A 24,718-nucleotide genomic window follows, 5' to 3' on the forward strand; every position below is an offset into this window, starting at 1 on the left:
CTCTGACTGGAGGGTCAACTTACTCGCAAGTAAGAAACAGTCAATGGGGCCTTGCGGGGAACCGGTTCACCGGAGCCCGGCCCGGTCGGCCTCCCCGATCGCGTCCGCGAGGCGGCGTACGTCGCGGTCCTCGGTCCGCTTCGCCAACTCCTCGGCACGATCCTTCAGTTCGCCGAGTCCGGGGTCGCCGGGAAGGGCGGACCAGCGGTCGTCGCCCAGGCGCAGGGCGTCGGCGAAGTAGGCGGCCACGGCGGTCACCTGGAAACGGGGGCTCGCCTCCCAGACGGAGTCGCGCAGCGCGGTGGTCTCCATCTCCCCGGACCGCTCGTGCGGCGCGCGCGTGTCGGGGTCGAGCCAGCGGACGGTCGCCGTGGCGAGGTGGCCTTCGGCGCCCGGCCGGGTGCGGACGGCGTAGAGGGCGGTGACGGTGTGGCCGGGGCCGACCTCGCCGCCGTCGACGCGGTCGTCGCGGAAGTCGTCGTCGGCGACCCGGCGGTCGTCGTAGCCGACCAGGCGGAAGTCGGTGACCGTCTCGGGGTCGAAGGCGACCTGGGCCTTGGCGTCGCGGGCGGTCAGGTCGATGTTCTGCGGGAGCTGGTCGCAGAAGACCTTGCGGGCGTCGTCCTCCGCCGACACGTACGCGGTGTGGCCGTCGCCCTTGTCGGCGAGGCGCTCCATGAGGGCGTCGCCGTAGTCGCTGCCGACGCCCACGCCGAAGAGGGTGATGCCGTATGCGCGGCGGGCCGTGGAGATGCGCTCCAGGATGGAGTCCGGGTCGGTGTCGCCGTCGTTGGCGAGGGCGTCGGAGATCAGCACGACGCGGTTGGTGGCGTGCGGGCGGCGGCCCTCGACGGCCGTGGCGTAGCCGGTCTCGACGCCGGCGCCGAGGTTGGTGGAGTACGCCGGCTCCAGGCTGTCGACGGCGGCGTGGATCTCGCCGCGGTGGCCGCCGAGCCGGGTCATCGGCAGCACGGTCTCGGCCCGCTCGCTGAAGGTGACCAGGGCGACCGAGTCGTCGTCGCGCAGCCGGTTCGTCATCGTGTCGAGGGACTTCTGGGCGAGGTCGAGCCGGCCGGGCTCGGCCATGGAACCCGAGATGTCGACGACGAAGGTGAGGGCGGCGGGCGGGCGTTCGCCGGCCGCGGCGGCGGGGCGGGTGGCGAGGCCGACGCGGACGAGGGACCAGTTCTTCCGGTCGGTGCGGGCGCCGTCGACGGTGACCGTGAAGCCGTTGCCGTCGGGGCGTTCGTAGTCCTGGCGGAAGCTGTTGACGAACTCCTCGGGGCGGATGGTGGCGGGGTCCGGGCGCCCTCCCCCGGCGAGCGTGCGGCGGGCGTACTCGTAGGAGGCGGTGTCGACGTCGAGGGCGAAGGTGGAGAGGTGGTCGCGGGACGGGGAGGCACTGGCGTACCCGTCCTCGCCGCTCCGGTCACCGGAGGTCGGGGCGGCGGGCGGCGGTGCCGGGAAGCCGTTGTGGTGCGAGCCGCCCGTGGCCCTGCCGCCGTCGGAGCCGCCCGCGGAGCAGGCCGTGAGCAGCAGGCCGCCCGCCGCCGCGAGCGCGAGGACGGCGGTGCGCAGCCGGCGGGCGCGGCGGCGCGGCAGGTCCGGGCGGGGTGTTCGGTACCACTGCATCGTCCTTGCCCCCTTGGTGAGTTGACGCCGATGTCTGCGACTGTGACGGCTCAGGGGTGCGGAACGTGCGGCACGGGGCGTTGCGGAAGGATCTCAAGACGGCCACGATCATGGCCCGCCGAGACCGGTGGGTGATCCTCCGTTGACCTACGACACGATGTCCTTGCGGGCGAAACCCCGGAAGGCCAGGGCGAACAGGACGAGCGCGTACGTTACCGAAATCGCCGTGCCCTGGATCATGCCGGACCACTCGGGATGCGGCTGGACGGCGTCCGCCCAGGCGAACTGCCAGTGCGCGGGCAGGAAGTCGCGCCAGTGGCCGAGGGCCGTGACGGCGTCCAGGACGTTGCCCACGATCGTCAGGCCGACCGCGCCGCCGACCGCGCCGAGCGGCGCGTCCGTCTTCGTCGAGAGCCAGAACGCGAGTGCAGCGGTGACCAGTTGGGAGACGAAGATGTACGCGACCACCACCAGCAGGCGCTGCGCCGCCGTGCCCGTGTCCAGGGCGCCGCCGGTGGGGATCTGCAGCGGTCCCCAGCCGTACGCGGCCGTGCCGACGGCGAGCGCCACCACCGGCAGCAGGATCATCGCGGCCAGGCTGAGGCCCAGGGCGACGAGGAGTTTGGACCACAGCAGGCGGGCCCGCGGCACGGGTGCGGCCAGCAGATAGCGCAGCGAGGACCAGCCGGCCTCCGAGGCGACCGTGTCCCCGCAGAACAGGGCGACGGGGATGACGAGCAGGAAGCCGGCGGAGACGAAGAGGTTGACGGCGGCGAAGTTGGCGCCCGACGCGGTGGCCGTGTCCATCAGCGTCACCCGGTCGTTGCGGCCGCCCGGGTCGCCGCCGATGGTGAACGCGATCAGCAGCACGAACGGCAGCAGCGCGAGGATCGCGCCCATGATCAGCGTCCGGCGCCGCTTGAGCTGGCGGACCAGCTCGACCCGCAGGGGCAGCGTGCGGCCCGCCCGGTACCCGGAGGCGGTCTCGGTGCGTTCGACGAGCGTGCTCATGCGGAGCCTCCGATCAGGGTGAGGAAGGCGTCCTCGAGCCGGCGGTGGGGGCCGAGCGAGGAGACGGGGACCTCCAGGCGTACGAGCTCCACGAGGAGTTGGGGGGCGCCGGCGCCGGGGGGCCCGCCGGTGCCGGGTGCCAGCCGGACCAGCAGGCCGCCGTCCGTCCGTACCGCCGACTCCACACCCGGCAGCGCCGCCACCTTCTCGACCAGCGGATCGGGGATGCCGGCCGCCAGTCCCACGAGCAGGGTGTCGCCGGAGCCGATGATCTCGGAGACCGGACCCGCCTGGACGAGACGGCCGCGGTCCATGACGACCAGATGGGTGCAGGACTGCTCGACCTCGGCCAGCAGGTGGCTGGAGACGATCACCGTGCGGCCGGCCGCCGCGTACCGGATGAGCACCTCGCGCATCTCGCGGATCTGCGGCGGGTCGAGGCCGTTGGTCGGTTCGTCGAGGATGAGCAGGTCCGGGAGTCCGAGCATGGCCTGGGCGATGGCCAGGCGCTGGCGCATGCCCTGGGAGTAGGTGCGCACCGCGCGGGCGAGCGCGTCGCCGAGGCCGGCGATCTCCAGGGCCTCGTCCAGATGGGCGTCCTCGGGCGGGCGGCCCGTCGCCCGCCAGTACAGCTCCAGGTTCTCGCGGCCGGACAGGTGCGGCAGGAAGCCCGAGCCCTCCACGAACGCGCCGACCCGGGACAGGACCGGGGCGCCGGGACGGATCGCGTGGCCGAAGACCCGGATCTCCCCGGCGTCCGGCGTGATCAGGCCCATCAGCATGCGCAGGGTGGTGGTCTTGCCCGCGCCGTTCGGCCCGAGGAGGCCGAGGACCTGGCCCTTGTCCACGCGGAAGGACAGGTCCTGCACCGCGTAGCGGTCCGCCGACCTGGCGTACCGCTTGCTCAGGTCGGTGATCCGGAGCGGGACGTCGGCCGACGCCGGGTCCGCGGGCGGCGTCGTCGTCGTACGGCGGCGGCCCGTCACCAGCAGGGCCAGGGCGATCGCCGCCGCGGCCACCGGGAGCCACCACACCCAGGACGGCAGCGGGGCGGCCGCGGTGCTCACGCCGGGTGCCGTGGGCACCTTCAGCTCGCTCCTCAGGGAGACGGTGTACGTCGCCGGGCGCACCGGGGAGGCGTAGCCCAGGTCGGTGGAGGCGAGGACCAGGCGCAGCCGGTGGCCCTGCTCGACCTGGTGGTCGACGGCCGGGAGCGTGATCGTGACGTCCTTGCCCGCCCTGGCGCCCTCGACGCGGACGGGCGTCACCAGCTGCGCGGGCAACTGGGGCGTGCCGCCGCCGGGCGGGACGTCGTACACCTTCGCGAAGAGCACGGCGTCGTCGCTCGTCGACCTCACGTGGACGGTGACCGTGGGCGATCCGGTGATCCGCAGGCCGCCGGCGAGCGGCGCCGACTCGAACTGCGCGTACTGGCCGGGGAAGTCCAGCGACACCCCGACGCCGAGCGAGGAGAGCTGGGCGAGTCCGCCGGAGCCGCCGAGGCCGGGCAGGGCGGAGACGGCGGGCGGGCCGGCGCCGGCCGGGTTGGCGAAGCTCTGTTCGGTGCCGCGCAGCCGCAGCGGGCGCTGCCCGCTCTCCAGGCCGGGGTAGGCGTCGGCGCTCGCGCCCCGCAGCACCGCAGCGCCGCTCGTGGAGTCGACGCCGCCGCCGCGGCTGACGCGGAAGGCCGGGCCGGTGCCGGTGCCCTTGTCGTGCTTGAGGTAGCGGTCGAACCACGTACGCACGCGTGCCTGGACGCGGCTCGTCTCCAGGTCGCCGCCATCGTGCCCGCCGGCGATCCAGTCGACGTCGACCGGGGCGCCGTTCGCGCGGATGGCCTTCGCGGCCGCGTCGGCCTGGCCCAGCGGGAAGAGGGAGTCCGTCTGGCCCTGCACCAGGAGCGTCGGCACCCGGATGCGGCCGGCGACGGCGGACGGGGAGCGGGCTTCCAGCAGTTCGCGCGCCTGCGCGTCGGGCCGGCCCGACTCCGCGACCCGCTCGTACATGCGGCACAGCCGGGGCTCGAACTTGGCACATCCGCCGCCGGAGTTGACGAAGATCCCGGCCCACAGCTTCTTGAACACGCCGTCCGGGAACAGGGCGTCAGCCAGGTTCCAGTACGTGATCGCCGGGGCGATGGCGTCCACGCGGGGGTCGTATCCCGCGGCCAGCAGCGAGATCGCGCCGCCGTACGAGGCGCCGGCGACGCCCACGCGGGGGTCGCCGGGCTTGTCGAGCTGGACCTGGGGCTGCCGGGCGAGCCAGTCGATGAGCCGGGAGACGTCGGCGACCTCGCCCTTCGGGTCGTTCAGCCCGATCCTGCCGGTGGACCTGCCGAAGCCGCGCGCGGACCAGGTCAGGACCGCGTAGCCGTCCCTGGCGAGGTCCTCCGCCTGCCCGCGCACGTCCTGTTTGCTGCCGCCGAAGCCGTGGGCGAGCAGGACCGCGGGGTGGCGTCCACCGGTTTCACCGGGGGTGAAGTACGAGGTGTCGATCCTCACCCCGTCCATCGACATGACGCGGTCGGTGCGGTGCACGGGCGGCTTCCCGTCCGAGGCGACGGCCGTCCAGGTGCCCGCGCCCGCGAGCACCACGACGGCGGCACCGGCGGCGAGCGCCCTCCGGGGTGTGCGCAGCAGCCCTCGCAGGCGGGACGGTCGAAGATCCATGCTCCAACGGTACGGGGGGCCTCCGGCGGTGGGAGCAGCCCGGAGGGTGAGCATGGGCACCTCCTCCGGGCGTACGGAGCCGTTTCGGCGTACCGCCGTTGCGGTACGTCCACGAACTCGGGCGCTCCTGCCGTCGGACGGCTGCGGGTTCGCCGTGGTCGGTCGCGCCGTTCGCCGCGCCCCTGCACGGCCCGCGGCCTCTTCAGGCCCGGGCGTCCTCCGGGACGGAGACGAGCCAGCGGGTCTCCTTGCGGGGCCGGAGGTACAGCGCCCAGTAGAGGGTGGCCACGGCCGTGATGCCGCCCGTCCACAGGAGGTAGCTCGTCTCCTGCCGGCTGAGGATGTAGGCGAGGACCGCGATCAGCAGGACCGGCATCGCGGGCCACAGGGGCATGCGCCAGGCGGGCGTGTGCCGGTGGGAGCCGCGGCGGGCCAGGAGGGCGGCGACGGCGACGAGGAGGTACATGCCGGTCACCGAGACGCCCGTGACGCCGTAGAGGGTGTCCAGGTTCACGAAGCACAGGAGGGCGCCGGGGACGCCGACGGCGAGGGTCGCGACCCAGGGGGAGCCGAAGCGGCCGAGCCTGGCGAAGACCGTGTTGACCGGACCGGGCCAGGCCTTGTCGCGGGCCGAGGCGAACAGGACGCGGGAGTTCTGGATGACCATGACGATGCCCGCGTTGATGATCGCGAGGGCCACGCAGAGGCTGACGAAGGTGCCGACCGCGGAGTCGGACCAGGCGGTGACCATGCCGCTGATGTCGCCGCCGGTCAGCTGGGAGATGTCGGAGGCGCCCATGGTGATCGCCGCCACCGGCACCAGGATGATCACCGTCGAGATGGCGAGGGTGGCCAGGACCGTGCGGGCGACGTTGCGGCGCGGGTGCTCCAGTTCCTCGGAGAGGTAGACCGCGGTCGAGAAGCCCTGGGTGACGAAGAGGGCGATCGCGAGGCCGGAGACCACCAGCATCGCCGTCACCGTGTCCGTGTGGCCGTGGGGGCCGGCCACCTTCATCGACACCAGGCTGCCGGCGCCCCGCTCGCTGTGCGCGAAGCCGAGGAGGGCGACCACGGCCGCCGCGATGACCTCCAGGACCAGGAAGACGCCGGTGATCCAGGCGTTGGCGCGCAGGTCGAGCAGGCCGGCCAGGGTGGCGAGGAGCATCACGCCGGCACCGGCGACCGCCGGGTCGAGGTGCACGATCGGCGTCAGGTAGTCCGCCGTGCCCATCGCGATCACCGGCGGCACGATCATGACCACCAGCAGGGAGAGGACGAACACCAGCCAGCCCGCGAGCCGTCCGGCCGTCGTCGAGACCATCGCGTACTCGCCGCCCGCGCTGGGGACGAGGGTGCCCAGCTCCGAGTAGCAGAACGCCACGGCCACGCACAGCACGGAGCCGATGGCGATCGTCAGGGCGGTGGCGGTGCCGAGCGAGCCGAACAGGTCCGGCACGACCACGAACAGTGTGGAGGCGGGCGTCACGCACGAGAGCGTGAGCAGGGTGCCGCCGACGACTCCGATGGAGCGTTTGAGCGTGGCGGGGGCGGCGGTGGCCGCCGCCCCGGGGACGGCGGTGTCGACGGGGCGGAGCGTGTCGGTCATGCAGCGGTTCCGATCGACTGGTGCGGATGCCTCCGGCGGCCGGGGCGGGATGCATGGAATCCCGACGAAAACCGAGGCGTCAATAGGCATCTGGCTACGAAATCAGTAGCAAGAAGGCCCTTTGGGGCACGCAAACAGCATTTCCCTGCAGACTGTTCCGGGCCCTTGAGCCGTACGGGAACCGCAGGGCGGGCGGCGAAAAAAGGCGTACGGACGTCCGGTATCCGGACCTGTCGGTCTGTCCCGCTAGAGTCGGCGGCCACAGAAGACACAACCGAATCACAGCAATGGGTGGGGACTCATGAAGGTGAAGCACACCGCTGCCTGGGTGGGGATCACGGCGGCGGCGACCCTCACGGTGTCCGCGTGCGGCGCGGACGGCGCGAAGACCGCGGCCAAGGCCGTGGACAACGCGGACAAGATCATGGCCGTCCTGTCACGGGCGACCGACCGCACCGAGCAGCTCGGCTCGGCCGAGGTCAAGGTGAGCACCGACCTGGGCACGGGCACCCCGATCGCCATGGACGGCACCTACTCCTGGGGCGACGGGCTGGCGTTCGACGCCGAGATGGACACGGCGGCCGCCCGCCTGCAGCAGCTGCAGGACAGCCCGAAGACCCGGGTGCTGTTCGTGGACGGCGCCTACTACTACGACATCGACCCGCAGCCCGCCGGCCCGCTCAAGGGCAAGGAGTGGATGAGGATCGACTCCTCGGCGATCTTCGGCGACAAGGGTTCGCAGGCCTTCAGCGGCGGCGGGGGCGGCAACCCGGCGGCCGCGATGCGCGGGCTGAAGTACGCCGACAACGTCAAGGACCTCGGCAGGGAGACCGTCGACGGGCAGGGCACGACCCACTACCGGGCCGTGGTCGACAAGGCGCACATGGGCAAGTTCAAGGACGCCTACGGCGGTGACAACCTGATGAGCTCGGTGACGGGCGGCGCCGACTCGATGACCATGGACATCTGGGTCGGGTCCAAGGACCTCCCGGTCCGCCTGAAGCAGGTGATCGGCACGGTCAAGGTCACCATGGACTTCCGGAAGTTCGGCGCCACGTCCCCGGTGAAGGCACCCCCCGCCGCGCAGACCGGCGACCTCACCGAACAGGTCAAGAAGGCCCAGGAGCAGCAGGGCTGAGCCCGGACACGGCGGTGCCCCCGCTCCCCGGGAGCGGGGGCACCGCAGGACCTCAGTGGTTGCGGGGGAAGCCGAGGTCGACGCCCGCCGGGGCGTCGGCGGGGTCCGGCCAGCGGGTGGTGACGACCTTGCCGCGGGTGTAGAAGTGCGTGCCGTCGTTGCCGTAGATGTGGTGGTCGCCGAAGAGCGAGTCCTTCCAGCCGCCGAAGCTGTGGTAGCCGACCGGGACCGGGATCGGGACGTTCACGCCGACCATGCCGGCCTCGATCTCCAGCTGGAAGCGGCGGGCCGCGCCGCCGTCCCGGGTGAAGATCGCGGTGCCGTTGCCGAAGGGCGAGGCGTTGATCAGCGCGACCCCCTCCTCGTAGGTGTCCACGCGCAGCACGCACAGCACCGGGCCGAAGATCTCGTCCCGGTACGCCGCCGCCGACGTGGGCACCTTGTCGAGCAGGGACAGGCCGATCCAGTGGCCGTCCTCGTAGCCCTCCACGGTGTGGCCGGTGCCGTCCAGGACGACCTCGCAGCCCTCGGCCGCCGCCCCGGTGACGTAGGAGGCGACCTTGTCGCGGTGCGCCCTGGTGATCAGCGGGCCCATCTCGGAGGCCGGGTCGTCGCCCGGACCGATCTTGATCTTCTCGGCGCGCTCGCGGATCTTCTCCACCAGCGTGTCACCGACCGCGCCGACGGCGACGACGGCGGAGATGGCCATGCAGCGCTCGCCCGCGGAGCCGTAGGCGGCGGACACCGCCGCGTCGGCGGCCGCGTCCAGATCGGCGTCCGGCAGGACCAGCATGTGGTTCTTGGCGCCGCCCAGCGCCTGCACGCGCTTGCCGTGGGCGGCGGCGGTGGTGTGGATGTAGCGGGCGATAGGGGTGGAGCCGACGAAGGAGACGGCCTTGACGTCGGGGTGCTCCAGGAGGCGGTCGACGGCCACCTTGTCGCCGTGCACGACGTTGAAGACACCGTCCGGCAGGCCCGCCTCGGCCAGCAGCTCCGCGATCTTGAGGGCGGCGGAGGGGTCCTTCTCGGACGGCTTGAGGACGAAGGTGTTGCCGGTCGCGATGGCGATCGGGAACATCCACATCGGCACCATGGCCGGGAAGTTGAACGGCGTGATGCCGGCGACCACGCCCAGCGGCTGGCGGATCGAGGCCACGTCGACGCGGCTGGCGACCTGTGTGGACAGCTCGCCCTTGAGCTGGACGTTGATGCCGCAGGCGAGGTCCACGATCTCCAGGCCGCGGGCCACCTCGCCGAGCGCGTCGGAGTGGACCTTGCCGTGCTCGGCGGTGATCAGCTCGGCGATCGCGTCCCGGTTGGCGTCCAGCAGCGCGCGGAACCTGAAGAGGATCTCGGTGCGCCGGGCCAGGGAGGACTGGCCCCAGGTGACGAAGGCGTCCTTCGCCGCGGCCACCGCGGCGTCCACCTCGTCGACCGTCGCGAACGCGACCTTGGTGGTGACCGCGCCGGTCGCCGGGTCGGTGACCGGCCCGTACGTACCCGACGCGCCGTCGACGGTCTTGCCGCCGATCCAGTGGTTGACGATCTTCGTCATGACCGGTTTCTCCTTCACAGATGGCGGCGTCGGGTGGAGACGTGCCGTTCGTACAGCTCTCGTGCCTTGACCGCCGACGGTCGGGTCGCGGTCTCGGCCACGGGTACATCCCACCAGGCCTGGGCGGGCGGCGGGCCCGACACAGTGTCGGCCGTTTCGGTCTCGACGTAGACACATGTGGGAGTGTCGGCGGCGCGGGCCTCGGCGAGCGCCTCGTGCAGTTCGCCGACGGTCTTGGCACGCAGCACGCGCAGGCCCAGGCTGGCCGCGTTGGCGGCGAGATCCACGGGCAGCGGCGCCCCCGTGTACGTGCCGTCGCCCGACGGGAACCGGTACGCGGTGCCGAACCGCTCGCCGCCCACCGACTCCGACAGACCGCCGATGGAGGCGTACCCGTGGTTCTGGACCAGCAGCACCTTGATCGCGACGCCCTCCTGCACGGCGGTCACGATCTCCGTCGGCATCATCAGATACGTGCCGTCGCCGACCAGCGCCCACACCGGCCGGCCGGGCGCGGCCAGCTTCACGCCGATCGCGGCCGGGATCTCGTAGCCCATGCAGGAGTAGCCGTACTCCAGGTGGTACTGGTCCCGTGAGCGCGCCCGCCACAGCTTGTGCAGGTCGCCCGGGAGGGAGCCGGCCGCGTTGACGATCACGTCCGTCCCGTCGACCACCGCGTCGAGCGCGCCCAGGACCTGCGGCTGCGTCGGCCGTACGTCCGGCTCGTCGGCCTCGTAGCAGGCGTCGACGCGCTGCTCCCAGCGCTCCTTGTCCTCGGTGTACTCGGTGACGTAGGAGTCCGCGGCCCGGTACGCGTGCGTGTCCAGGCCCGCGGTCAGCTCCTGGAGGCCGCTGCGGGCGTCCGCGACCAGGGGCAGCCCGGCGAGCTTGTGGCCGTCGTAGGGGGCGATGTTGAGGTTGAGGAAGCGGACGCCCACCCCGGCGAAGAGGGTCCCGGAGGCGGTGGTGAAGTCGGTCCAGCGGGTGCCGACGCCGATCACCAGGTCGGCGGTGCGGGCGAGTTCGTCGGCCGTCGCGGTGCCGGTGTGGCCGATGCCGCCGACGTCCTGGGGGTGGTCCCAGCACAGCGAGCCCTTGCCGGCCTGGGTGGAGGCGACCGGTATGCCGGTGGCCGCCGCGAACTCGGCGAGGGCCTCCTCGGCGCGGCTGTGGTGGACGCCGCCGCCCGCGACGACCAGCGGCCGGCGCGCGGCCCTGACCGCCCGCACGGCCTCGGCCAGTTCGGTCGGGTCGGCGCCCGGACGGCGGATCACCCAGGTCCGCTCGGCGAAGAACTCCTCGGGCCAGTCGTACGCCTCCGCCTGGACGTCCTGCGGGAGGGCGAGGGTCACGGCACCGGTCTCCACGGGGTCGGTGAGCACCCGCATGGCCTGCAGGGCCGCCGGGACGAGCTGTTCGGGGCGGGTGACGCGGTCGAAGTAGCGGGAGACCGGGCGCAGGCTGTCGTTGACCGACACGTCGCCCGCGTAGGGAACCTCGAGCTGCTGCAGGACCGGGTCGGCGGGGCGGGCGGCGAAGACGTCGCCCGGCAGGAGCAGGACCGGGAGGTGGTTGACGGTGGCGAGGGCCGCGCCGGTCACGAGGTTGGTCGCGCCCGGTCCGATCGACGTCGTCACGGCGTGCGTGGACAGGCGGCCCGACTGCCGGGCGTAGCCGACCGCCGCGTGCACCATGGCCTGTTCGTTGCGGCCCTGGTGGTACGGCATGTCGTCGGCGTACTCGAGCAGCGCCTGGCCGATCCCCGCCACGTTGCCGTGACCGAAGATGCCCCAGGTCGCGCCGATCAGCCGCTGCCGTACGCCGTCCCGCTCGGTGTACTGGACGGACAGGAAGCGCACCAGCGCCTGTGCGACCGTCAGCCGCGCCGTCGAGGTGGTCGGAGTCATCGCAAACCCCCAGTGCCAGTTGCGTGGGCCGGTTGGAGGCGGATCCGCCGCACCCGTCCCCGGACGCCGGATCCGCCCTCACGGGAGGGAGATACGCGCGTGCGGCCGAAACCGTTCGGGACCTCCGGCGCGGGGCCGTAGCGGGCGGGGAGTCGTCGCTCGCACTTCGCTCCTGCCAGGGCGAAGCGGCCTCCCGCGCCGGAGGCGATCTGGGTCCGGGCGTCAGGGGGAACGTACGCGAGGCCGAAGACCGTCGCGAAAATGCTTACCCCGCCCGGGAGTTGAAACTCTTCGTCCGTCATGTCACCGGCCGGCCGTACCGTACATCCGCCCGGTGGCGGAAGCACGGTGCTCCCGGTGTACAGCTCGGCCGCGGCCATCAGCTCCTCACAGCAGTCCTACGGCGGTGTCGACGGCGGCGGCCACGTCGCCGTCCGGTGGATACAGCAGCGAGCGGCCGACCACCAGGCCGCGCACGGTGGGCAGCTGGAGGGCGCCGCGCCACTTCTCGTACGCCCCGTCCTGGTCGTCGCCGACCTCGCCGCCCAGCAGCACGGCGGGCAGCGTCGAGGTCCCCATGACCGCGGCCATGTCGTCCGGGTTCTCGGTGACGGGGAGCTTGAGCCAGGTGTACGCCGAGGTGCCGCCGAGGCCCGAGGCGATGGCGATGGACTTGGTGACGGCCTCGGCGGACAGGTCGTTCCTCAGCTTCCCCTCGCCCGTGCGGTGGCTGAGGAAGGGCTCGACGAAGACGGGGAGGCGGCGTGCGGCCATGTCGTCGATGGCGCGGGCCGTGGACTCCAGCGTGGTCAGGGATCCCGGGTCGGCGTAGTCGATGCGCAGCAGCAGCTTGCCCGCGTCGAAGCCGAGCCGCTCGATGTCCTCGGCGCGGTGGCCGGTGAAGCGGTCGTCGAGCTCGAAGCCGGCGCCCTGGAGGCCCCCGCGGTTCATCGAGCCCATGACGACCTTGTTCTCCAGCGCGCCGAGCAGGAGCAGGTCGTCGAGGATGTCGGCGGTCGCGAGGACGCCGTCGACCCCGGGGCGGGAGAGCGCGAGGCAGAGGCGTTCGAGCAGGTCGGCGCGGTTGGCCATGGCGAATCTGCGGTCGCCGACGCCGAGCGCGCCGCGGGCCGGGTGGTCGGCGGCCACGATCATCAGCCGGCCGGAGTCGCCCATGAGCGGTCTGCGGGCGCGGCGGGCGGCGGCCTCCGCCACGGCTTCGGGGTGGTGCGCGCGCAGGCGGACGAGTTCGGAGACGTCCACGCGTGCGTGCGCCACGCCGGCGCCGCCGCCGTGGGTGGCCTCGTGGTGGGTGCCCGCGACCCGGCCCGCCCTCACAGCACCGCTCCGGCTTCGAGGGCGGCCGCGATCTCACCGGCGGTCGGCATGGCGGAGGAGCACTCCAGGCGGGAGGCGACGATCGCGCCGGCCGCGTTGGCCCGCCGCATGATCGTCTCCAGGTCCAGGCCCGCCAGCAGGCCGTCGCACAGGGCGCCGCCGAAGGCGTCGCCGGCACCGAGGCCGTTGAGGACGCTGACCGGCAGCGGCGGCACCTCGGCCGACTCGCCCTTGCTGCTGACCGCGAGCACGCCCTTGGGGCCCTGTTTGACGACGGCGAGTTCGCAGCCCGCGTCCAGCAGCGCCTGGGCGGCGGCCCGTGGTTCGCGCTCCCCGGTGGCGACCTCCACCTCGTCGAGGTTGCCGACGGCGACGGTGGTGTGGCGCAGGGCCTCCGCGTAGAAGGGCCGGGCCGAGGCGGGCCCGGGGCGGGAGCCGCCGATGTCGCTGTTCCAGAACATCGGGCGCCAGTCGAGGTCGAAGACCGTGATGCCGTCCCTGGCGCGGTGGGCGAGGGCCGCCAGCGTCGCCGTACGGCTGGGCTCCTCGCTCAGCCCGGTGCCGGTGACCCAGAAGATGCGGGCGTCGCGGACGGCGTCGAGGTCGAGTTCGTGGGCGTCGATCTCCAGGTCGGGTGCCTTGGGCTGCCGGTAGAAGTACAGCGGGAAGTCGTCCGGCGGGAAGATCTCGCAGAAGGTGACCGGGGTGGGCAGACCCGGGACCGGGGTGACCCAGCGGTCGTCGACGCCGAAGCCGCGCAGGGCCTCGTGCAGATAGGTGCCGAAGGGGTCGTCGCCGGTGCGGGTGATCACCGCGGTGCGGTGCCCGAGACGGGCCGCGGCCACCGCGACGTTGCTCGCCGAGCCGCCGAGGAACTTGCCGAAGCTCGTCACCTGCGGCAGCGGAACGCCGGTCTGGAGCGGATAGAGGTCCACCCCGATCCGCCCCATGGTGATCAGGTCGTACGCCATCGGCTTCCCTTCGTTGCGACTCCTCCCCCGGTTTCTAGCCGGGCGCACGGAGCCCTGTCAATGTTTTGTCCAGACATTCGGACCAGACCTTGACACCCCCTGCCGGGACCCGCACGCTGGCGGCCATGACGTCGCTGTCACCTCAATCTTCCGGTCTTTCCCGTATCCGCGTCGGTTCGGCGCCCGACTCCTGGGGCGTCTGGTTCCCGGACGATCCCCGCCAAGTGCCCTGGCGGCGCTTCCTCGACGAGGTCGCGGACTCGGGCTACGAGTGGATCGAGCTGGGGCCGTACGGGTACCTGCCGACCGATCCGGCCGTCCTCACCGAGGAGACGGCCCGCCGTGGCCTGAAGGTGTCGGCCGGCACGGTGTTCACGGGCCTGCACCACGGCGAGGCCGTGTGGGAGAAGACCTGGGCGCACGTCGCGGACAACGCGGCCCTCGCGCAGGCGATGGGAGCGTCCCATCTGGTGGTCATCCCGTCCTTCTGGCGGGACGACAAGACCGGCGAGGTGCTGGAGCCGGACACCCTGACACCGGGGCAGTGGCGCAACCTGAACTCGCTGACGGAACGGCTGGGGCGCCGGGTGCGGGAGGAGTACGGGTTGCGGATCGTGGTGCACCCGCACGCCGACACGCACATCGACAGCGAGGAGAACGTCGTACGGTTCCTCGACGGCACCGACTCCGGCGTGGTCTCGCTCTGCCTGGACACGGGGCACTACGCCTACTGCGGCGGCGACAGCGTCAAGCTGATCGAGACCTACGGCGAGCGGATCGGGTACCTGCACCTCAAGCAGGTGGACCCGGAGATCCTGGCGGACGTGCGGGCGAAGGGGACGCCGTTCGGGCCGGCCGTCGCGCAGGGGGTCATGTGCGAGCCGCCCGCCGGTGTGCCCGAGCTGGGGCCGGTGCTCGATGCCGCGCAGGCCCTGGGGGTGGAGTTGTTCGCGATCGTCGAGCAGGACATGTATCCGTGTGAGCCGGACGCTCCGTTGCCGATCGCCCGGCGGACCCGGGCGTTCTTGCGGTCCTGCGGGGCGTAGCCCTCCGGGGCGGCGGGCGTGCGGGCCAGGCGCGCCGGGCAGGCGGGCCTTTCGCGACACTCCCTAGGCAGGGTGCGGTGGGCGTAGGACCATGTGCGGGTGGCTGCTGGGGGGCTGGTGCGGGCCGGGCATGGACCCTGGGGGTCCTGGGAGACCGTGCTGGCCCGGCCGCATCCGCGGCTGCGGCCCGGGGTGATCAGTTATCGCGGGGTGCGGCTGGCGCTGGACCGGCCGCGGCGGCGGCTGGAGGCGCCCATCGGGGCGGCGACGCTGCTGCTCGGCTTCGAGGAACCGGTGCGCATCACGCGCGCGGGGCGGCCCGCGGCGACGCTCGTCTCGGTGTTCTCCGGCCCGACGACCACACCGGCCGTCGGCGAGCACGGCGGGCGGCTGTCCGGGGTCGAGGTGCTGCTCATGCCGTGGGCGGCGTTCACTCTCTTCGGCACCCCGCAGTACGAGCTCACCGACCGCACGGTCGACCCGGACGACCTGCCGCACGTCCTCGGCGCCCGCAAGGACGCCGGTCACCTGCGCAGCATCGGTGAACTGTCCGCCGCGCTGGCCGCGCTGCCCAGCTGGGAGGACCGTTTCGGGCTGCTGGACGACGCGTTGACGCGCTGGTCGCAGGCCGGGACGCCGAGCAACGCGCGGGTCGTACGGGCCTGGTCCCAGCTGGTGCGGACCTGGGGCGCGGTGCCGGTACGGCGGCTGGCGGACGAGGTCGGCTGGAGCGTACGGCATCTGGAGAACCGTTTCCGGGAGCAGATCGGGCTCGCACCGAAGGTCGCCGCCCGGGTGCTGCGGCTGCAACGCGCACGGCGGCTGCTCGCGCGGGGACACGGCCAGGCGGAGACCGCGGCGATCTGCGGTTTCTACGACCAGGCCCATCTCAGCGGGGAGTTCAGGGCGATGACGGGGTGCACGCCCCGCGAGTTCACCATGGCGCGGGTGATCCCGCCCGTGGCGCGGCCCGTGGTCCCGGCCGCCGACCGGATGGCCGGCGAGGCGACGAGCCTGTTGCTCACATCCGCGCGGAGTGCGGATTTCTCCAAGACCGGCAGGCTCCGCTGAATGCACGCTGATCTTCCGGCCGGTGATCCCGGGGGGAGGTCACCGACCGCACGTCCCCGGGGACGACGGCACGTCCCCGGGAACGGAAACCGGGGGAGCCGGTGGGCCGGGCCGGGCGCAGCGGGTCCGGCCCACCTCCCCACCGTCGCGCGGCCCGGCGCACGCCACGTCCCGGAGCCGACGGTCCGTCCCTGATCCCTGATCCCCGGTCTGCGGTCTGCGGTCTGCGGTCTGCGGTCGCGGTCGCGGTCGCGGTCGCGGTCGCGGTCGCGGTCGCGGTCGCGGTCGCGGTCGCGTCAACGGACCATTGCCAGGCCCCCGTCGTCAATGCGCCGCGCCTGCGAGCCCGCGTACGCCTTTGCAGCACTCGTGTCACAAACACCCCTCCCGTGTCACACATGTCCCGTGTACGCGGGTCCTGTGTCACACCCACCGCACAGGCCCTGCCCTCCCTCCGGGCCTCTCGTTGACGGGGGCACAGGCTGTGTGATCGCCAGCGCAGCGCCCGGCTCCCCCGACGGCCGCCCCCCGGCCGACCCCGCGGCGCGCGCAGGGAGGTGCTGCCCATGACCGACCGAAGGCTCTGGTCGTACAAGGAGATCGCTGCGCACATCAAGGTGCAGCCGGACACCGTGCGGTCCTACCGCAAGCACGGGCTGCTGCCCCCGCCCGACCATGTCGAGAGCGGCAAGCCCTTCTGGTTCGCCGACACGGTCCGTGCCTGGGTCGCCTCCAGGCCCGGCAACCGCGGCCGCAGAGAGCACGGCAGCTCCTGACCGGCCGCTCCCGGCCCCTCCGGCCCGCTGGAAAAGCACCTGTGCCCCACCCTGCGCGTGGGGCACGGTTGTTCCATGAGCTTCTCCGTCAAACCCGTCCTGACCGGCGCCAGGACCGTGCTGCGCCCCTTCACCGAGGCCGACGCCGACACCATGTGGGAGATCATCGAGGACCCCGAGGTGGTCCGCTTCACCGGCGAACCCGCCCGCGAGCTCACCCGGGAGCACGTACGGTCCTGGTACGGCTCCCGGGCCACTCGGCCCGACCGCCTCGACCTCGCCGTCACCGACCGCGCCACCGGCGAACTCGTCGGCGAGGTCGTCCTGTACGAGTGGGACCCGCAGGCGCGCAGCTGCACCTTCCGCACGCTGCTCGGCCCGCGGGGCCGGGACCGCGGACTCGGCACGGAGGCCACCCGGCTCGTCCTCGGCCACGCCTTCGGGCCACTCGGCCTGCACCGCATCCAGCTGGAGGCGTACGGCCACAACCACCGGGCCCTGCGGGTGTACGAGAAGGCCGGATTCACGGTCGAAGGGGTGCGGCGGGAGGCCGCGTTGCGGGACGGCGCGTGGGTGGACGAGGTGATCATGGGCATCCTCGACCGTGAGTGGGCCGCCCTCAGCTCCACGGTTCGATGACCGTCACCCCCGCTCCCGGTGCCGTCCCCATCGCCGCCAGCGCGGCGGGCGTCGCGTCCAGGGTGATGGCCGAGGTCACCAGCAGATCGGGACGCAGCACACCCGACCTCACCAGCTCCAGCATCGGCGGGTAGGCGTGCGCCGCCATCCCGTGGCTGCCGAGCAGTTCCAGCTCCAGGGCGATCGCGCGGGCCATCGGGACCGGGGTCGTGCCGGCCGGGGACGGGAGCAGGCCCACCTGGACGTGGCGGCCCCGCCGGCGCAGGCCGTTCACGGACGCGGCACAGGTCACCGGCGAGCCCAGGGCGTCGAGTGACAACTGGGCTCCGCCGCCGGTCAGTTCACGGACCGCCGCGGCCGTGTCCGGCGTCACCGACCCGTCCACGCACTGGGCCGCGCCGCACGCGCGCGCCAGCTCCAGGGCCTGCGGCGACACGTCCACCGCGACCACCCGCGCCCCCGACGCCGCCGCGATCATCACCGCGGACAGGCCCACTCCGCCGCACCCGTGCACCGCGACCCACTCCCCCGCCGCCACCCTGCCCTGCTGCACCACCGCCCGGAACGCCGTGGCGAACCGGCAGCCCAGCGCCGCCGCCGTGGCGAAGGACAGTCCCTCCGGGACCGCCACCAGGTTGACGTCGGCACGGTCCAGGGCCACGTACTGCGCGAACGAGCCCCAGTGGGTGAACCCCGGCTGGGTCTGCCGCTCGCACACCTGCTGCTCCCCGGCCGCGCACGCCGCGCAGGTCCCGCAGGCGCACACGAAGGGAACGGTGACGCGGTCGCCGGGGCGCCAGCCGCTGACCCGGGCGCCGACCGCCTCCACCACACCGGCGAGTTCGTGGCCGGGTACGTGCGGGAGCGTGATGTCGGGGTCGTGGCCCTGCCAGCCGTGCCAGTCGCTCCGGCACAGGCCGGTGGCTTCCACGCGTACGACCACTCCGTGTTCGGCGGGGTGAGGGCCGTCGACCTCACGTACCTCAGCGGGTTCGCCGTATTGTTCGAAGACCACTGCTCGCATCTGCCGTCCCCTCGTCGTTCGTGTCCGAGGGAACGCCCTCGCTGGTCGCGCGGTTCCCCGCGCCCCCGGAGGGGCGGTCGCCGGCGCCCTCGCTCAGACCGAACCGTCCGTGCAGTCTCCGCAAGGGGGCCGGGGCCCACCAGGTCGCCCGGCCGGTCAGCCGCATCACCGCCGGGACCAGCAGGCTCCGGACGATCATCGCGTCCATCAGGACCGCCAGGGCGATGCCCAGCCCCAGCATCTTGGTGTTGGTCACCCGCGAGGTGCCGATCGCGACCATCACCACGGCCAGGATGACCGCCGCCGCCGTGATCAGCCCGCCCGTGCGCTGGAGGCCGTAGCGGACCGAGGTGGTGTGGTCGCCCGTTCTGTCGTACTCCTCCTTGATGCGGGAGAGCAGGAAGACGCCGTAGTCCATGGAGAGGCCGAAGGCCACGCAGAACATCAGGACCGGCAGCGTGGTCTCGATGGAGCCGGGGCTGGTGAAGCCGAGCAGGCCGGAGAGATGGCCGTCCTGGAAGACCCAGACCACCGCGCCGAACATGGCGCTCAGACTGAGCGCGTTGAGCACCACGGCCTGGATCGGTATCAGCACGCTGCCCGTCAGCAGGAACACCAGGAGCAGGGTGACGACGGCGATGAAGACGGCCGCCCAGGGCAGGCGCTCGGCTATCGCGTGCTTGGAGTCGACCAGGACGGCGGCCGTGCCGGTCACCTTGGTGTCGAAGGGGGCGTCGGCGGTGCGCAGTTCACCCACCAGGCGCTGCGCCGTGCCGTCGACGGCCTCGCCCTTCGGCTGCACGGTGAAGTACGCCGACCGGCCCTTCACCAGCGGGCCGTCGACCCGCAGCGCACCGGGCAGGGCCGCGACGCGCTCCTTGTACGCCGCGTACTGCGCGGGGGTCGCCCGGCCCTCCGCCAGCACCTCCAGACCGCCGCCGGGGCTGCCCGGGAAGCCGTCGCGAAGGTGCTGCTGCACGACGTGCGACTCGGCGCCCGAGGGCAGCTGGCGGTCGTCCGCGGTGCCGAACTTCACTCCCAGGAAGGGCAGTCCGAGCACGATCAGGACGGTGGTGGTCGCCACGGCGAAGAACGGGGCCCGGCGCATGACCAGCGTCGCCGCCCGCGCCCAGGCCGTGCCCTCCTCGCCCGAGGTCCGCGCCGGGCGCCCGCGCCGCAGCAGGCGCCGCAGGTCCAGCGAGTCGACCCGGTGTCCCAGCAGGACCAGGGCCGCCGGGAGCAGGATCAGGGCGGCGGCGGCCGCCAGCAGCACCACGGCGATGCCGGCGTAGGCGAACGACCGCAGGAAGTACTGCGGGAACAGGAGCATGGCGGCCAGGGAGACGGCCACCGTGAGCGCCGAGAACAGGACGGTGCGCCCCGCGGTGCGCAGGGTGGTCGCGACGGCGGGCAGCGGTGCGGCGCCGGCGGACAGCTCCTCGCGGAAGCGCCGGACGATGAACAGGGCGTAGTCGATGGCGAGTCCGAGGCCGAGAGCCGTGGTGAGGTTCAGCGCGAAGACGGAGACGTCGGTGAACTCCGTGAGGGCGCGCAGCACCGCGTTCGTCCCCAGGATGGCGACGATGCCGATGCCCAGCGGCAGCAGCGCGGCGACGGCGCTGCCGAAGACCATCACCAGCAGCACGAGCGTCACCGGCAGGGCGATCAGCTCGGCGCGGGTCAGGTCCTCCTTGATGGTGGTCTGCATCTCGTGGCGCACCGCGACGATGCCGCCGACCTTGACCTCCACCGGGCCATGGGCGCCGCGGAAGGAGGGCGCGATGCGGTCCAGGGTCCTCGCCATCGCGTTCTCGTCGCCCGTGATGCGGGCGGCGATCAGCGCCTCGTGGCCGTCCTCGGCGCGCAGGGACGGTGCCGCCGAGGCCCCGGCCTGCCAGTAGGAGCCGACGCCTGTGACGCCCTTCTCCCGCGCCAGGCGCTCGGTGAGGCGCCGGGCCTCGGCGGCCACGGCCGGATCGTCCACCGAGGCGCGGCCGGAGTCGACGAGCAGCAGGAAGTTGGGCTGGGAGGCGGGGAACTCCCGCTCCAGCGCCTTGGTGGCGTACGTCGACTGGGCGTCCGGGTCCTCCCAGCCGCCGCTGCCCAGGCGGTCGGCGACGCCGCTTCCGGCCAGCACGGCGAGGGCGGTGATCACCAGGGCGAGGAGCAGCGACAACCGCGGGCGGGCGGTGACGAAACGGGTCCAGCCGCCCAGGCGTGGTGGCTTGTTGACTTCGGTCATCGTGCGGTGTCCCCTTCACCGAGGAAAACCATAGACTGGAAACACGAGAGATCGCTCGTGTTTCTCCAGAATGCGAGCGACCGCTCGCGTTTGTCAACGGCGTACGGAGATCTGGGGATAACGCGTGTCCGACAACCCGCAGAAGGACAGCCCGCAGAAGGAACAGCCGCGCCGTCGCCAGGCCCGGGGCGAGCGCCGGATCGCCCAGCTGCTCGAAGCCGCGGCCTCGGTCTTCTGCACCACGGGCTACACGGCCGCGAGCACCAACGCGATCGCCCGCGAGGCCGGCGTCTCACCCGGCACGCTCTACCAGTTCTTCCCGAACAAGGAAGCGATCGCGATCGAGCTGGGCGACCGGCTGATGCACGAGATGCGGGAGACGTACGGCGAGGCGCTCGCCCCGGTCGACCCGGCGACCCCGCTGGAGCAGGCGGTCGGCGCAGCCGTCGACCGGTTCATCGCCTTCAACTGCGACCACCCGGTGTTCTTCGCGCTGATGCACGGCCCCGACATCCCGGGCCGGATCGCCGAGGAGCACGACGCCCTGCACGCGACGCTGATCTCCCGGGTGGAGGGGCTGCTCCTCTCCCTGCTGCCGGACGCCCGGCCGGCCGAGGTCACGCGGACCGCGCACGTCTGCCTGGGGATGTACAAGGCGGGCCTGGAGCTGATCCTCGCCCACGAGGGTGCCGAGCGCGACGCGTACATCGAGGAGATCAAGAAGGTTCTGATCGGCTACCTCGGCCCGCTGGTCGGCGACCGGCTCGGCCCCGCCCAGGCGACGACGACCCGGTCCGCCTGAGCCGCCCCGGCACGCCACCCGACCCGCCATGCCACCCGACCCGCCACGCCACGCCACCGGGCCCGGCGCACCGCCGACCCACCGCACCGGTCGCCCCGACGCACGGGCGGGACGATGGAAAAGTACCCCCTAGGGGTATAGTCTGGGAGTGGTGGACCCCCCGTGGGCCCCATACGTTCCGCACGCCACACGCCTCGACGAGGAGAACGACATGACCGCGCAGACCGACACCCCGGGTACCGTCACCGCCGTCTACAAGGTGAGCGGGATGAGCTGCGGCCACTGCGAGGGCGCCGTCTCCGGCGAGATCTCCGAACTCCCCGGTGTCGCCTCCGTGACCGCCGTCGCCGCGTCCGGCGAGGTCACCGTGGTCTCCGCGGCCCCGCTCGACGAGGCCGCCGTCCGCGCGGCGGTCGACGAGGCCGGCTTCGAGCTCGTCGGCCAGGTCTGACCACAGGAGGTCGGGTACCCCGGATGACCAGCGCCCGCACAGAGACACCGGTACCGATACGCACGGCCGCGGACGCCTCCGAGGTCGAGCTGCTCATCGGCGGGATGACCTGCGCCTCCTGCGCGGCTCGCGTCGAGAAGAAGCTCAACCGCATGGACGGCGTCACGGCCACGGTGAACTACGCCACGGAGAAGGCACGGATCACCTGCCCCGCGGGCACCCAGGTCACGGATCTGATCGCCACGGTGGTGAAGACGGGGTACACGGCCGAGGAGCCGCCCCCGCCGCGGCCCGAGCCCGTCGCGCAGGAGACCCAGCAGGACCCGGAAACCGCCTCCTGGCGCAGGCGGTTCACGGTCTCCGCCCTGCTCGCGCTCCCGGTGGTGCTGCTGTCGATGGTTCCCGCCCTCCAGTTCGACGACTGGCAGTGGCTGGCGCTCACCCTCGCCGCGCCCGTCGTCGTCTGGGGCGGGCTGCCCTTCCACCGGGCGGCCTGGACGAACGCCCGGCACGGCGCGGCCACCATGGACACGCTGGTCTCCGTCGGCACGCTGGCGGCGTTCGGCTGGTCGCTGTGGGCGCTGTTCCTCGGCGACGCGGGCGCGCCCGGCATGCGCGAGGAGTTCCGCCTCACCGTCTCCCGCACGGACGGGGCCTCCACGATCTATCTCGAGGTCGCCGCCGGGGTCGTCGCCTTCATCCTGCTCGGCCGCTACCTGGAGGCCCGCTCCAAGCGGCGGGCCGGAGCGGCGCTGCGCGCGCTGATGGAGCTGGGCGCCAAGGACGTGTCCGTGCTGCGCGACGGCCGCGAGATCCGTGTCCCCGTGTCCCGGCTGGCGGTCGGGGACCGTTTCGTCGTGCGGCCCGGGGAGAAGATCGCGACCGACGGCACCGTCGTCGAGGGCGCGTCCGCCGTGGACGCCTCGATGCTGACGGGCGAGTCGGTTCCCGTGGACGTGACCACGGGCGACCCCGTCACCGGGGCCACGGTGAACGCCGGGGGCCGGCTCGTCGTCGAAGCCACGCGCGTGGGTTCCGGCACGCAGCTCGCGCGGATGGCGAAGCTGGTGGAGGACGCGCAGAGCGGCAAGGCCGAGGTGCAGCGGCTCGCCGACCGGATCTCGGCGGTCTTCGTGCCGGTGGTCATACTGGCCGCCGTCGCGACGTTCGGCGTCCGGCTCGCCGTGACCGGCGACGCGGTCGCCTCCTTCACCTCCGCCGTGGCGGTCCTGATCATCGCCTGCCCGTGCGCGCTGGGCCTGGCCACGCCCACCGCGCTGATGGTGGGCACCGGGCGCGGCGCCCAGCTCGGCATCCTCATCAAGGGCCCCGAGGTCCTGGAGTCCACGCGCCGGGTCGACACCGTCGTCCTCGACAAGACCGGCACGGTCACCACCGGCCGGATGACCCTCCACGAGGTGTACGCGGCCGCCGGCACCGACGAGACGGAGGTGCTGCGGCTGGCGGGCGCCGTCGAGCACGCCTCCGAGCATCCCGTCGCCCGGGCGATCGCCGTGGGCGCCGCCGAGCGGAGCGGGCCGGGGGTCCCCCCGGCCGAGGGCCGGGAGAAGGCCGGACGGCTCCCCGAGGTCGAGGAGTTCGAGAACGTGCCCGGCCGGGGCGTACGCGGCCGCGTGGAGGGCCGTGAGGTGTCCGTGGGGCGGCTCGCCGAGTACGCCACGGAACTGCCGGAGGAGCTGGCCCGCGCGAAGGACGAGGCCGAGCGCGGCGGACGTACGGCCGTGGTGGTCGGCTGGGACGGGGTGGCACGCGGTGTCGTCACCGTCGCCGACGCGGTCAAGGAGACCAGTGCCGAGGCGGTGCGCGAACTGCGCGCACTGGGGCTCACGCCGGTGCTGCTGACCGGGGACAACCGGGCGGTGGCCGAGGCGGTGGCGCAGGCGGTCGGCATCGGGCAGGTGATCGCGGAGGTGCTGCCCGAGGAGAAGGTCGAGGCCGTACGGCGGCTGCAGGCCGAGGGACGGTGCGTCGCGATGGTCGGCGACGGCGTCAACGACGCGGCCGCGCTGGCCACCGCCGACCTCGGGCTGGCGATGGGCACCGGCACGGACGCGGCGATCGAGGCCGGCGATCTGACGCTGGTGCGCGGGGACCTGCGGGTGGCCGCGGACGCGATCCGGCTCTCCCGCAGGACACTGTCCACGATCCGGGGCAATCTCGCGTGGGCCTTCGGCTACAACGTCGCGGCGCTGCCGCTGGCCGCCGCCGGGCTGCTCAACCCGATGATCGCGGGGGCGGCCATGGCGTTCTCGTCGGTGTTCGTGGTGACGAACAGCCTGCGGCTGCGGACGTTCAACTGAACCGCCGCAAAGTTACCGGCGGTTAGGCCAACTCGGGTAAGAGCACCCCTGGAGTCCGGCGCCAGGCTCACATAAGCTCTTCACAAGGCTCGCGCATCATCCTTACGCTTGGGTCCCGGTCGGCGATCGGGGCTCTTGCGCTCTAACGGACATATGCAAGAGACGCAGATCACAGTGATGTGAACGTAACCATTGAAGGGGTACGAAGGTCTAAGTTGACGATGTCAGGCGGCGTCTTGGGGGGCGTTTCCTGGCATCTGGGGATGTCTTGGGGGACTTCCCCAGAGGTGTGTTGCCGGGGCACGTACACCGGGGAGCTTTGAGCGGCCCTCCCGAGCGTGCGTTGTCCCGGCAGACCGCACAACAGCGATTCAGGCGCTGTCCTCACAGACGCCCGGCCGGATCCCGTGGGGGGAATCCGTACCGGGACATGGGAAGGCGCCCTGGACGTCGGCCCGTGGGGGGACCGGCGCCAGGGCGCCTTCTGTTTGCCTCTTCTTGCCTCGTCGCCACCACCGG

General features: G+C 72.8%; 18 protein-coding genes and 1 pseudogene. 8 read left to right on the forward strand and 11 right to left on the reverse strand.

Annotated elements, in window-relative coordinates; genetic code table 11:
• Positions 1 to 66 precede the first annotated feature (66 nt).
• From ACIRPX_RS03400 to ACIRPX_RS03415, 4 genes are all read right to left on the reverse strand, one after another.
• The gene (locus tag ACIRPX_RS03400) at positions 67 to 1,632 is read right to left on the reverse strand and encodes a von Willebrand factor type A domain-containing protein (protein WP_404187608.1); all 1,566 of its coding nucleotides are present in this window, start codon (positions 1,630 to 1,632) and stop codon (positions 67 to 69) included.
• Between the two features lie 147 nt (positions 1,633 to 1,779).
• On the reverse strand, positions 1,780 to 2,643 hold the full coding sequence (locus ACIRPX_RS03405; RefSeq protein ID WP_404187609.1) for an ABC transporter permease: 864 nt from the start codon (positions 2,641 to 2,643) through the stop codon (positions 1,780 to 1,782).
• Positions 2,640 to 5,312: a CocE/NonD family hydrolase gene (locus ACIRPX_RS03410; RefSeq protein ID WP_404187610.1), complete on the reverse strand. Its 2,673-nt coding sequence runs from the start codon at positions 5,310 to 5,312 to the stop codon at positions 2,640 to 2,642. The genes ACIRPX_RS03405 and ACIRPX_RS03410 overlap by 4 nt, the downstream gene beginning before the upstream one ends.
• Before the next feature lie 202 nt (positions 5,313 to 5,514).
• A complete protein-coding gene (locus ACIRPX_RS03415) occupies positions 5,515 to 6,918 on the reverse strand; it encodes an APC family permease (protein WP_404187611.1) in 1,404 nt (467 codons plus the stop codon).
• Between the two features lie 301 nt (positions 6,919 to 7,219).
• Here ACIRPX_RS03415 and ACIRPX_RS03420 point away from each other — a divergent pair, with 301 nt between their 5' ends.
• Positions 7,220 to 8,056 (forward strand): hypothetical protein, encoded by an 837-nt coding sequence (locus ACIRPX_RS03420; RefSeq protein ID WP_404187612.1) that lies wholly within the window; start codon positions 7,220 to 7,222, stop codon positions 8,054 to 8,056.
• A 52-nt stretch (positions 8,057 to 8,108) separates the two neighbouring features.
• Here the strand turns inward: ACIRPX_RS03420 and mmsA are convergent, their stop codons facing one another.
• The 5 genes and pseudogenes from mmsA to iolC form a co-directional block, all read right to left on the reverse strand.
• Positions 8,109 to 9,611: a CoA-acylating methylmalonate-semialdehyde dehydrogenase gene (gene mmsA / locus ACIRPX_RS03425; protein ID WP_404187613.1), complete on the reverse strand. Its 1,503-nt coding sequence runs from the start codon at positions 9,609 to 9,611 to the stop codon at positions 8,109 to 8,111.
• A gap of 14 nt (positions 9,612 to 9,625) precedes the next feature.
• Entirely contained in the window at positions 9,626 to 11,518 is a 1,893-nt protein-coding gene (gene iolD, locus ACIRPX_RS03430) for a 3D-(3,5/4)-trihydroxycyclohexane-1,2-dione acylhydrolase (decyclizing) (protein WP_404187614.1), read from the reverse strand.
• Between the two features lie 116 nt (positions 11,519 to 11,634).
• Positions 11,635 to 11,865: pseudogene (locus ACIRPX_RS03435) on the reverse strand (5-deoxy-glucuronate isomerase); the annotation flags it as partial.
• Between the two features lie 40 nt (positions 11,866 to 11,905).
• Complete coding sequence (locus ACIRPX_RS03440) at positions 11,906 to 12,856, reverse strand: deoxyribose-phosphate aldolase (RefSeq protein ID WP_404187615.1); 951 nt, start codon at positions 12,854 to 12,856, stop codon at positions 11,906 to 11,908.
• Positions 12,853 to 13,827 (reverse strand): 5-dehydro-2-deoxygluconokinase, encoded by a 975-nt coding sequence (gene iolC / locus ACIRPX_RS03445; RefSeq protein ID WP_404187616.1) that lies wholly within the window; start codon positions 13,825 to 13,827, stop codon positions 12,853 to 12,855. The genes ACIRPX_RS03440 and iolC overlap by 4 nt, the downstream gene beginning before the upstream one ends.
• Before the next feature lie 125 nt (positions 13,828 to 13,952).
• On the opposite strand from iolC, the gene ACIRPX_RS03450 reads away from it, so the two are divergent.
• From ACIRPX_RS03450 to ACIRPX_RS03465, 4 genes are all read left to right on the forward strand, one after another.
• The gene (locus ACIRPX_RS03450; RefSeq protein ID WP_404187617.1) at positions 13,953 to 14,873 is read left to right on the forward strand and encodes a sugar phosphate isomerase/epimerase family protein; all 921 of its coding nucleotides are present in this window, start codon (positions 13,953 to 13,955) and stop codon (positions 14,871 to 14,873) included.
• Between the two features lie 222 nt (positions 14,874 to 15,095).
• Complete coding sequence (locus ACIRPX_RS03455) at positions 15,096 to 15,944, forward strand: helix-turn-helix domain-containing protein (protein ID WP_404188257.1); 849 nt, start codon at positions 15,096 to 15,098, stop codon at positions 15,942 to 15,944.
• 566 nt (positions 15,945 to 16,510) lie between these two features.
• On the forward strand, positions 16,511 to 16,720 hold the full coding sequence (locus ACIRPX_RS03460) for a helix-turn-helix transcriptional regulator (RefSeq protein ID WP_404187618.1): 210 nt from the start codon (positions 16,511 to 16,513) through the stop codon (positions 16,718 to 16,720).
• 75 nt (positions 16,721 to 16,795) lie between these two features.
• Complete coding sequence (locus ACIRPX_RS03465; protein WP_404187619.1) at positions 16,796 to 17,359, forward strand: GNAT family N-acetyltransferase; 564 nt, start codon at positions 16,796 to 16,798, stop codon at positions 17,357 to 17,359.
• Here ACIRPX_RS03465 and ACIRPX_RS03470 read toward each other — a convergent pair.
• The gene (locus tag ACIRPX_RS03470) at positions 17,340 to 18,383 is read right to left on the reverse strand and encodes a zinc-dependent alcohol dehydrogenase family protein (protein WP_404187620.1); all 1,044 of its coding nucleotides are present in this window, start codon (positions 18,381 to 18,383) and stop codon (positions 17,340 to 17,342) included. The genes ACIRPX_RS03465 and ACIRPX_RS03470 overlap by 20 nt on opposite strands.
• Positions 18,343 to 20,625 (reverse strand): MMPL family transporter, encoded by a 2,283-nt coding sequence (locus ACIRPX_RS03475; protein ID WP_404187621.1) that lies wholly within the window; start codon positions 20,623 to 20,625, stop codon positions 18,343 to 18,345. Before ACIRPX_RS03475 ends, ACIRPX_RS03470 begins: the two co-directional genes overlap by 41 nt.
• A 124-nt stretch (positions 20,626 to 20,749) precedes the next feature.
• On the opposite strand from ACIRPX_RS03475, the gene ACIRPX_RS03480 reads away from it, so the two are divergent.
• The 3 genes from ACIRPX_RS03480 to ACIRPX_RS03490 all read left to right on the forward strand — a co-directional run bounded on the left by ACIRPX_RS03480 (position 20,750) and on the right by ACIRPX_RS03490 (position 24,199).
• Positions 20,750 to 21,427 (forward strand): TetR family transcriptional regulator, encoded by a 678-nt coding sequence (locus ACIRPX_RS03480; RefSeq protein ID WP_404187622.1) that lies wholly within the window; start codon positions 20,750 to 20,752, stop codon positions 21,425 to 21,427.
• 211 nt (positions 21,428 to 21,638) lie between these two features.
• The gene (locus ACIRPX_RS03485) at positions 21,639 to 21,878 is read left to right on the forward strand and encodes a heavy-metal-associated domain-containing protein (protein WP_399347936.1); all 240 of its coding nucleotides are present in this window, start codon (positions 21,639 to 21,641) and stop codon (positions 21,876 to 21,878) included.
• Between the two features lie 23 nt (positions 21,879 to 21,901).
• A complete protein-coding gene (locus ACIRPX_RS03490) occupies positions 21,902 to 24,199 on the forward strand; it encodes a heavy metal translocating P-type ATPase (protein ID WP_404187623.1) in 2,298 nt (765 codons plus the stop codon).
• The last annotated feature ends 519 nt before the right edge of the window (positions 24,200 to 24,718 follow it).

The organism is Streptomyces sp. NPDC101225 (assembly GCF_044767585.1).
GTDB lineage: Bacteria > Actinomycetota > Actinomycetes > Streptomycetales > Streptomycetaceae > Streptomyces.

Bases quoted from the DNA above. Each gene is read 5' to 3' on its own strand.
- ACIRPX_RS03475 (WP_404187621.1), bottom strand. From the start codon at position 20,625: ATGACCGAAGTCAACAAGCCACCACGCCTGGGCGGCTGGACCCGTTTC.
- ACIRPX_RS03450 (WP_404187617.1), top strand. From the start codon at position 13,953: ATGACGTCGCTGTCACCTCAATCTTCCGGTCTTTCCCGTATCCGCGTC.
- iolC (WP_404187616.1), bottom strand. From the start codon at position 13,827: ATGGCGTACGACCTGATCACCATGGGGCGGATCGGGGTGGACCTCTAT.
- ACIRPX_RS03420 (WP_404187612.1), top strand. From the start codon at position 7,220: ATGAAGGTGAAGCACACCGCTGCCTGGGTGGGGATCACGGCGGCGGCG.
- ACIRPX_RS03470 (WP_404187620.1), bottom strand. From the start codon at position 18,383: ATGCGAGCAGTGGTCTTCGAACAATACGGCGAACCCGCTGAGGTACGT.
- ACIRPX_RS03490 (WP_404187623.1), top strand. From the start codon at position 21,902: ATGACCAGCGCCCGCACAGAGACACCGGTACCGATACGCACGGCCGCG.
- ACIRPX_RS03460 (WP_404187618.1), top strand. From the start codon at position 16,511: ATGACCGACCGAAGGCTCTGGTCGTACAAGGAGATCGCTGCGCACATC.
- ACIRPX_RS03465 (WP_404187619.1), top strand. From the start codon at position 16,796: ATGAGCTTCTCCGTCAAACCCGTCCTGACCGGCGCCAGGACCGTGCTG.
- ACIRPX_RS03485 (WP_399347936.1), top strand. From the start codon at position 21,639: ATGACCGCGCAGACCGACACCCCGGGTACCGTCACCGCCGTCTACAAG.
- iolD (WP_404187614.1), bottom strand. From the start codon at position 11,518: ATGACTCCGACCACCTCGACGGCGCGGCTGACGGTCGCACAGGCGCTG.
- ACIRPX_RS03405 (WP_404187609.1), bottom strand. From the start codon at position 2,643: ATGAGCACGCTCGTCGAACGCACCGAGACCGCCTCCGGGTACCGGGCG.
- ACIRPX_RS03415 (WP_404187611.1), bottom strand. From the start codon at position 6,918: ATGACCGACACGCTCCGCCCCGTCGACACCGCCGTCCCCGGGGCGGCG.
- ACIRPX_RS03410 (WP_404187610.1), bottom strand. From the start codon at position 5,312: ATGGATCTTCGACCGTCCCGCCTGCGAGGGCTGCTGCGCACACCCCGG.
- ACIRPX_RS03400 (WP_404187608.1), bottom strand. From the start codon at position 1,632: ATGCAGTGGTACCGAACACCCCGCCCGGACCTGCCGCGCCGCCGCGCC.
- mmsA (WP_404187613.1), bottom strand. From the start codon at position 9,611: ATGACGAAGATCGTCAACCACTGGATCGGCGGCAAGACCGTCGACGGC.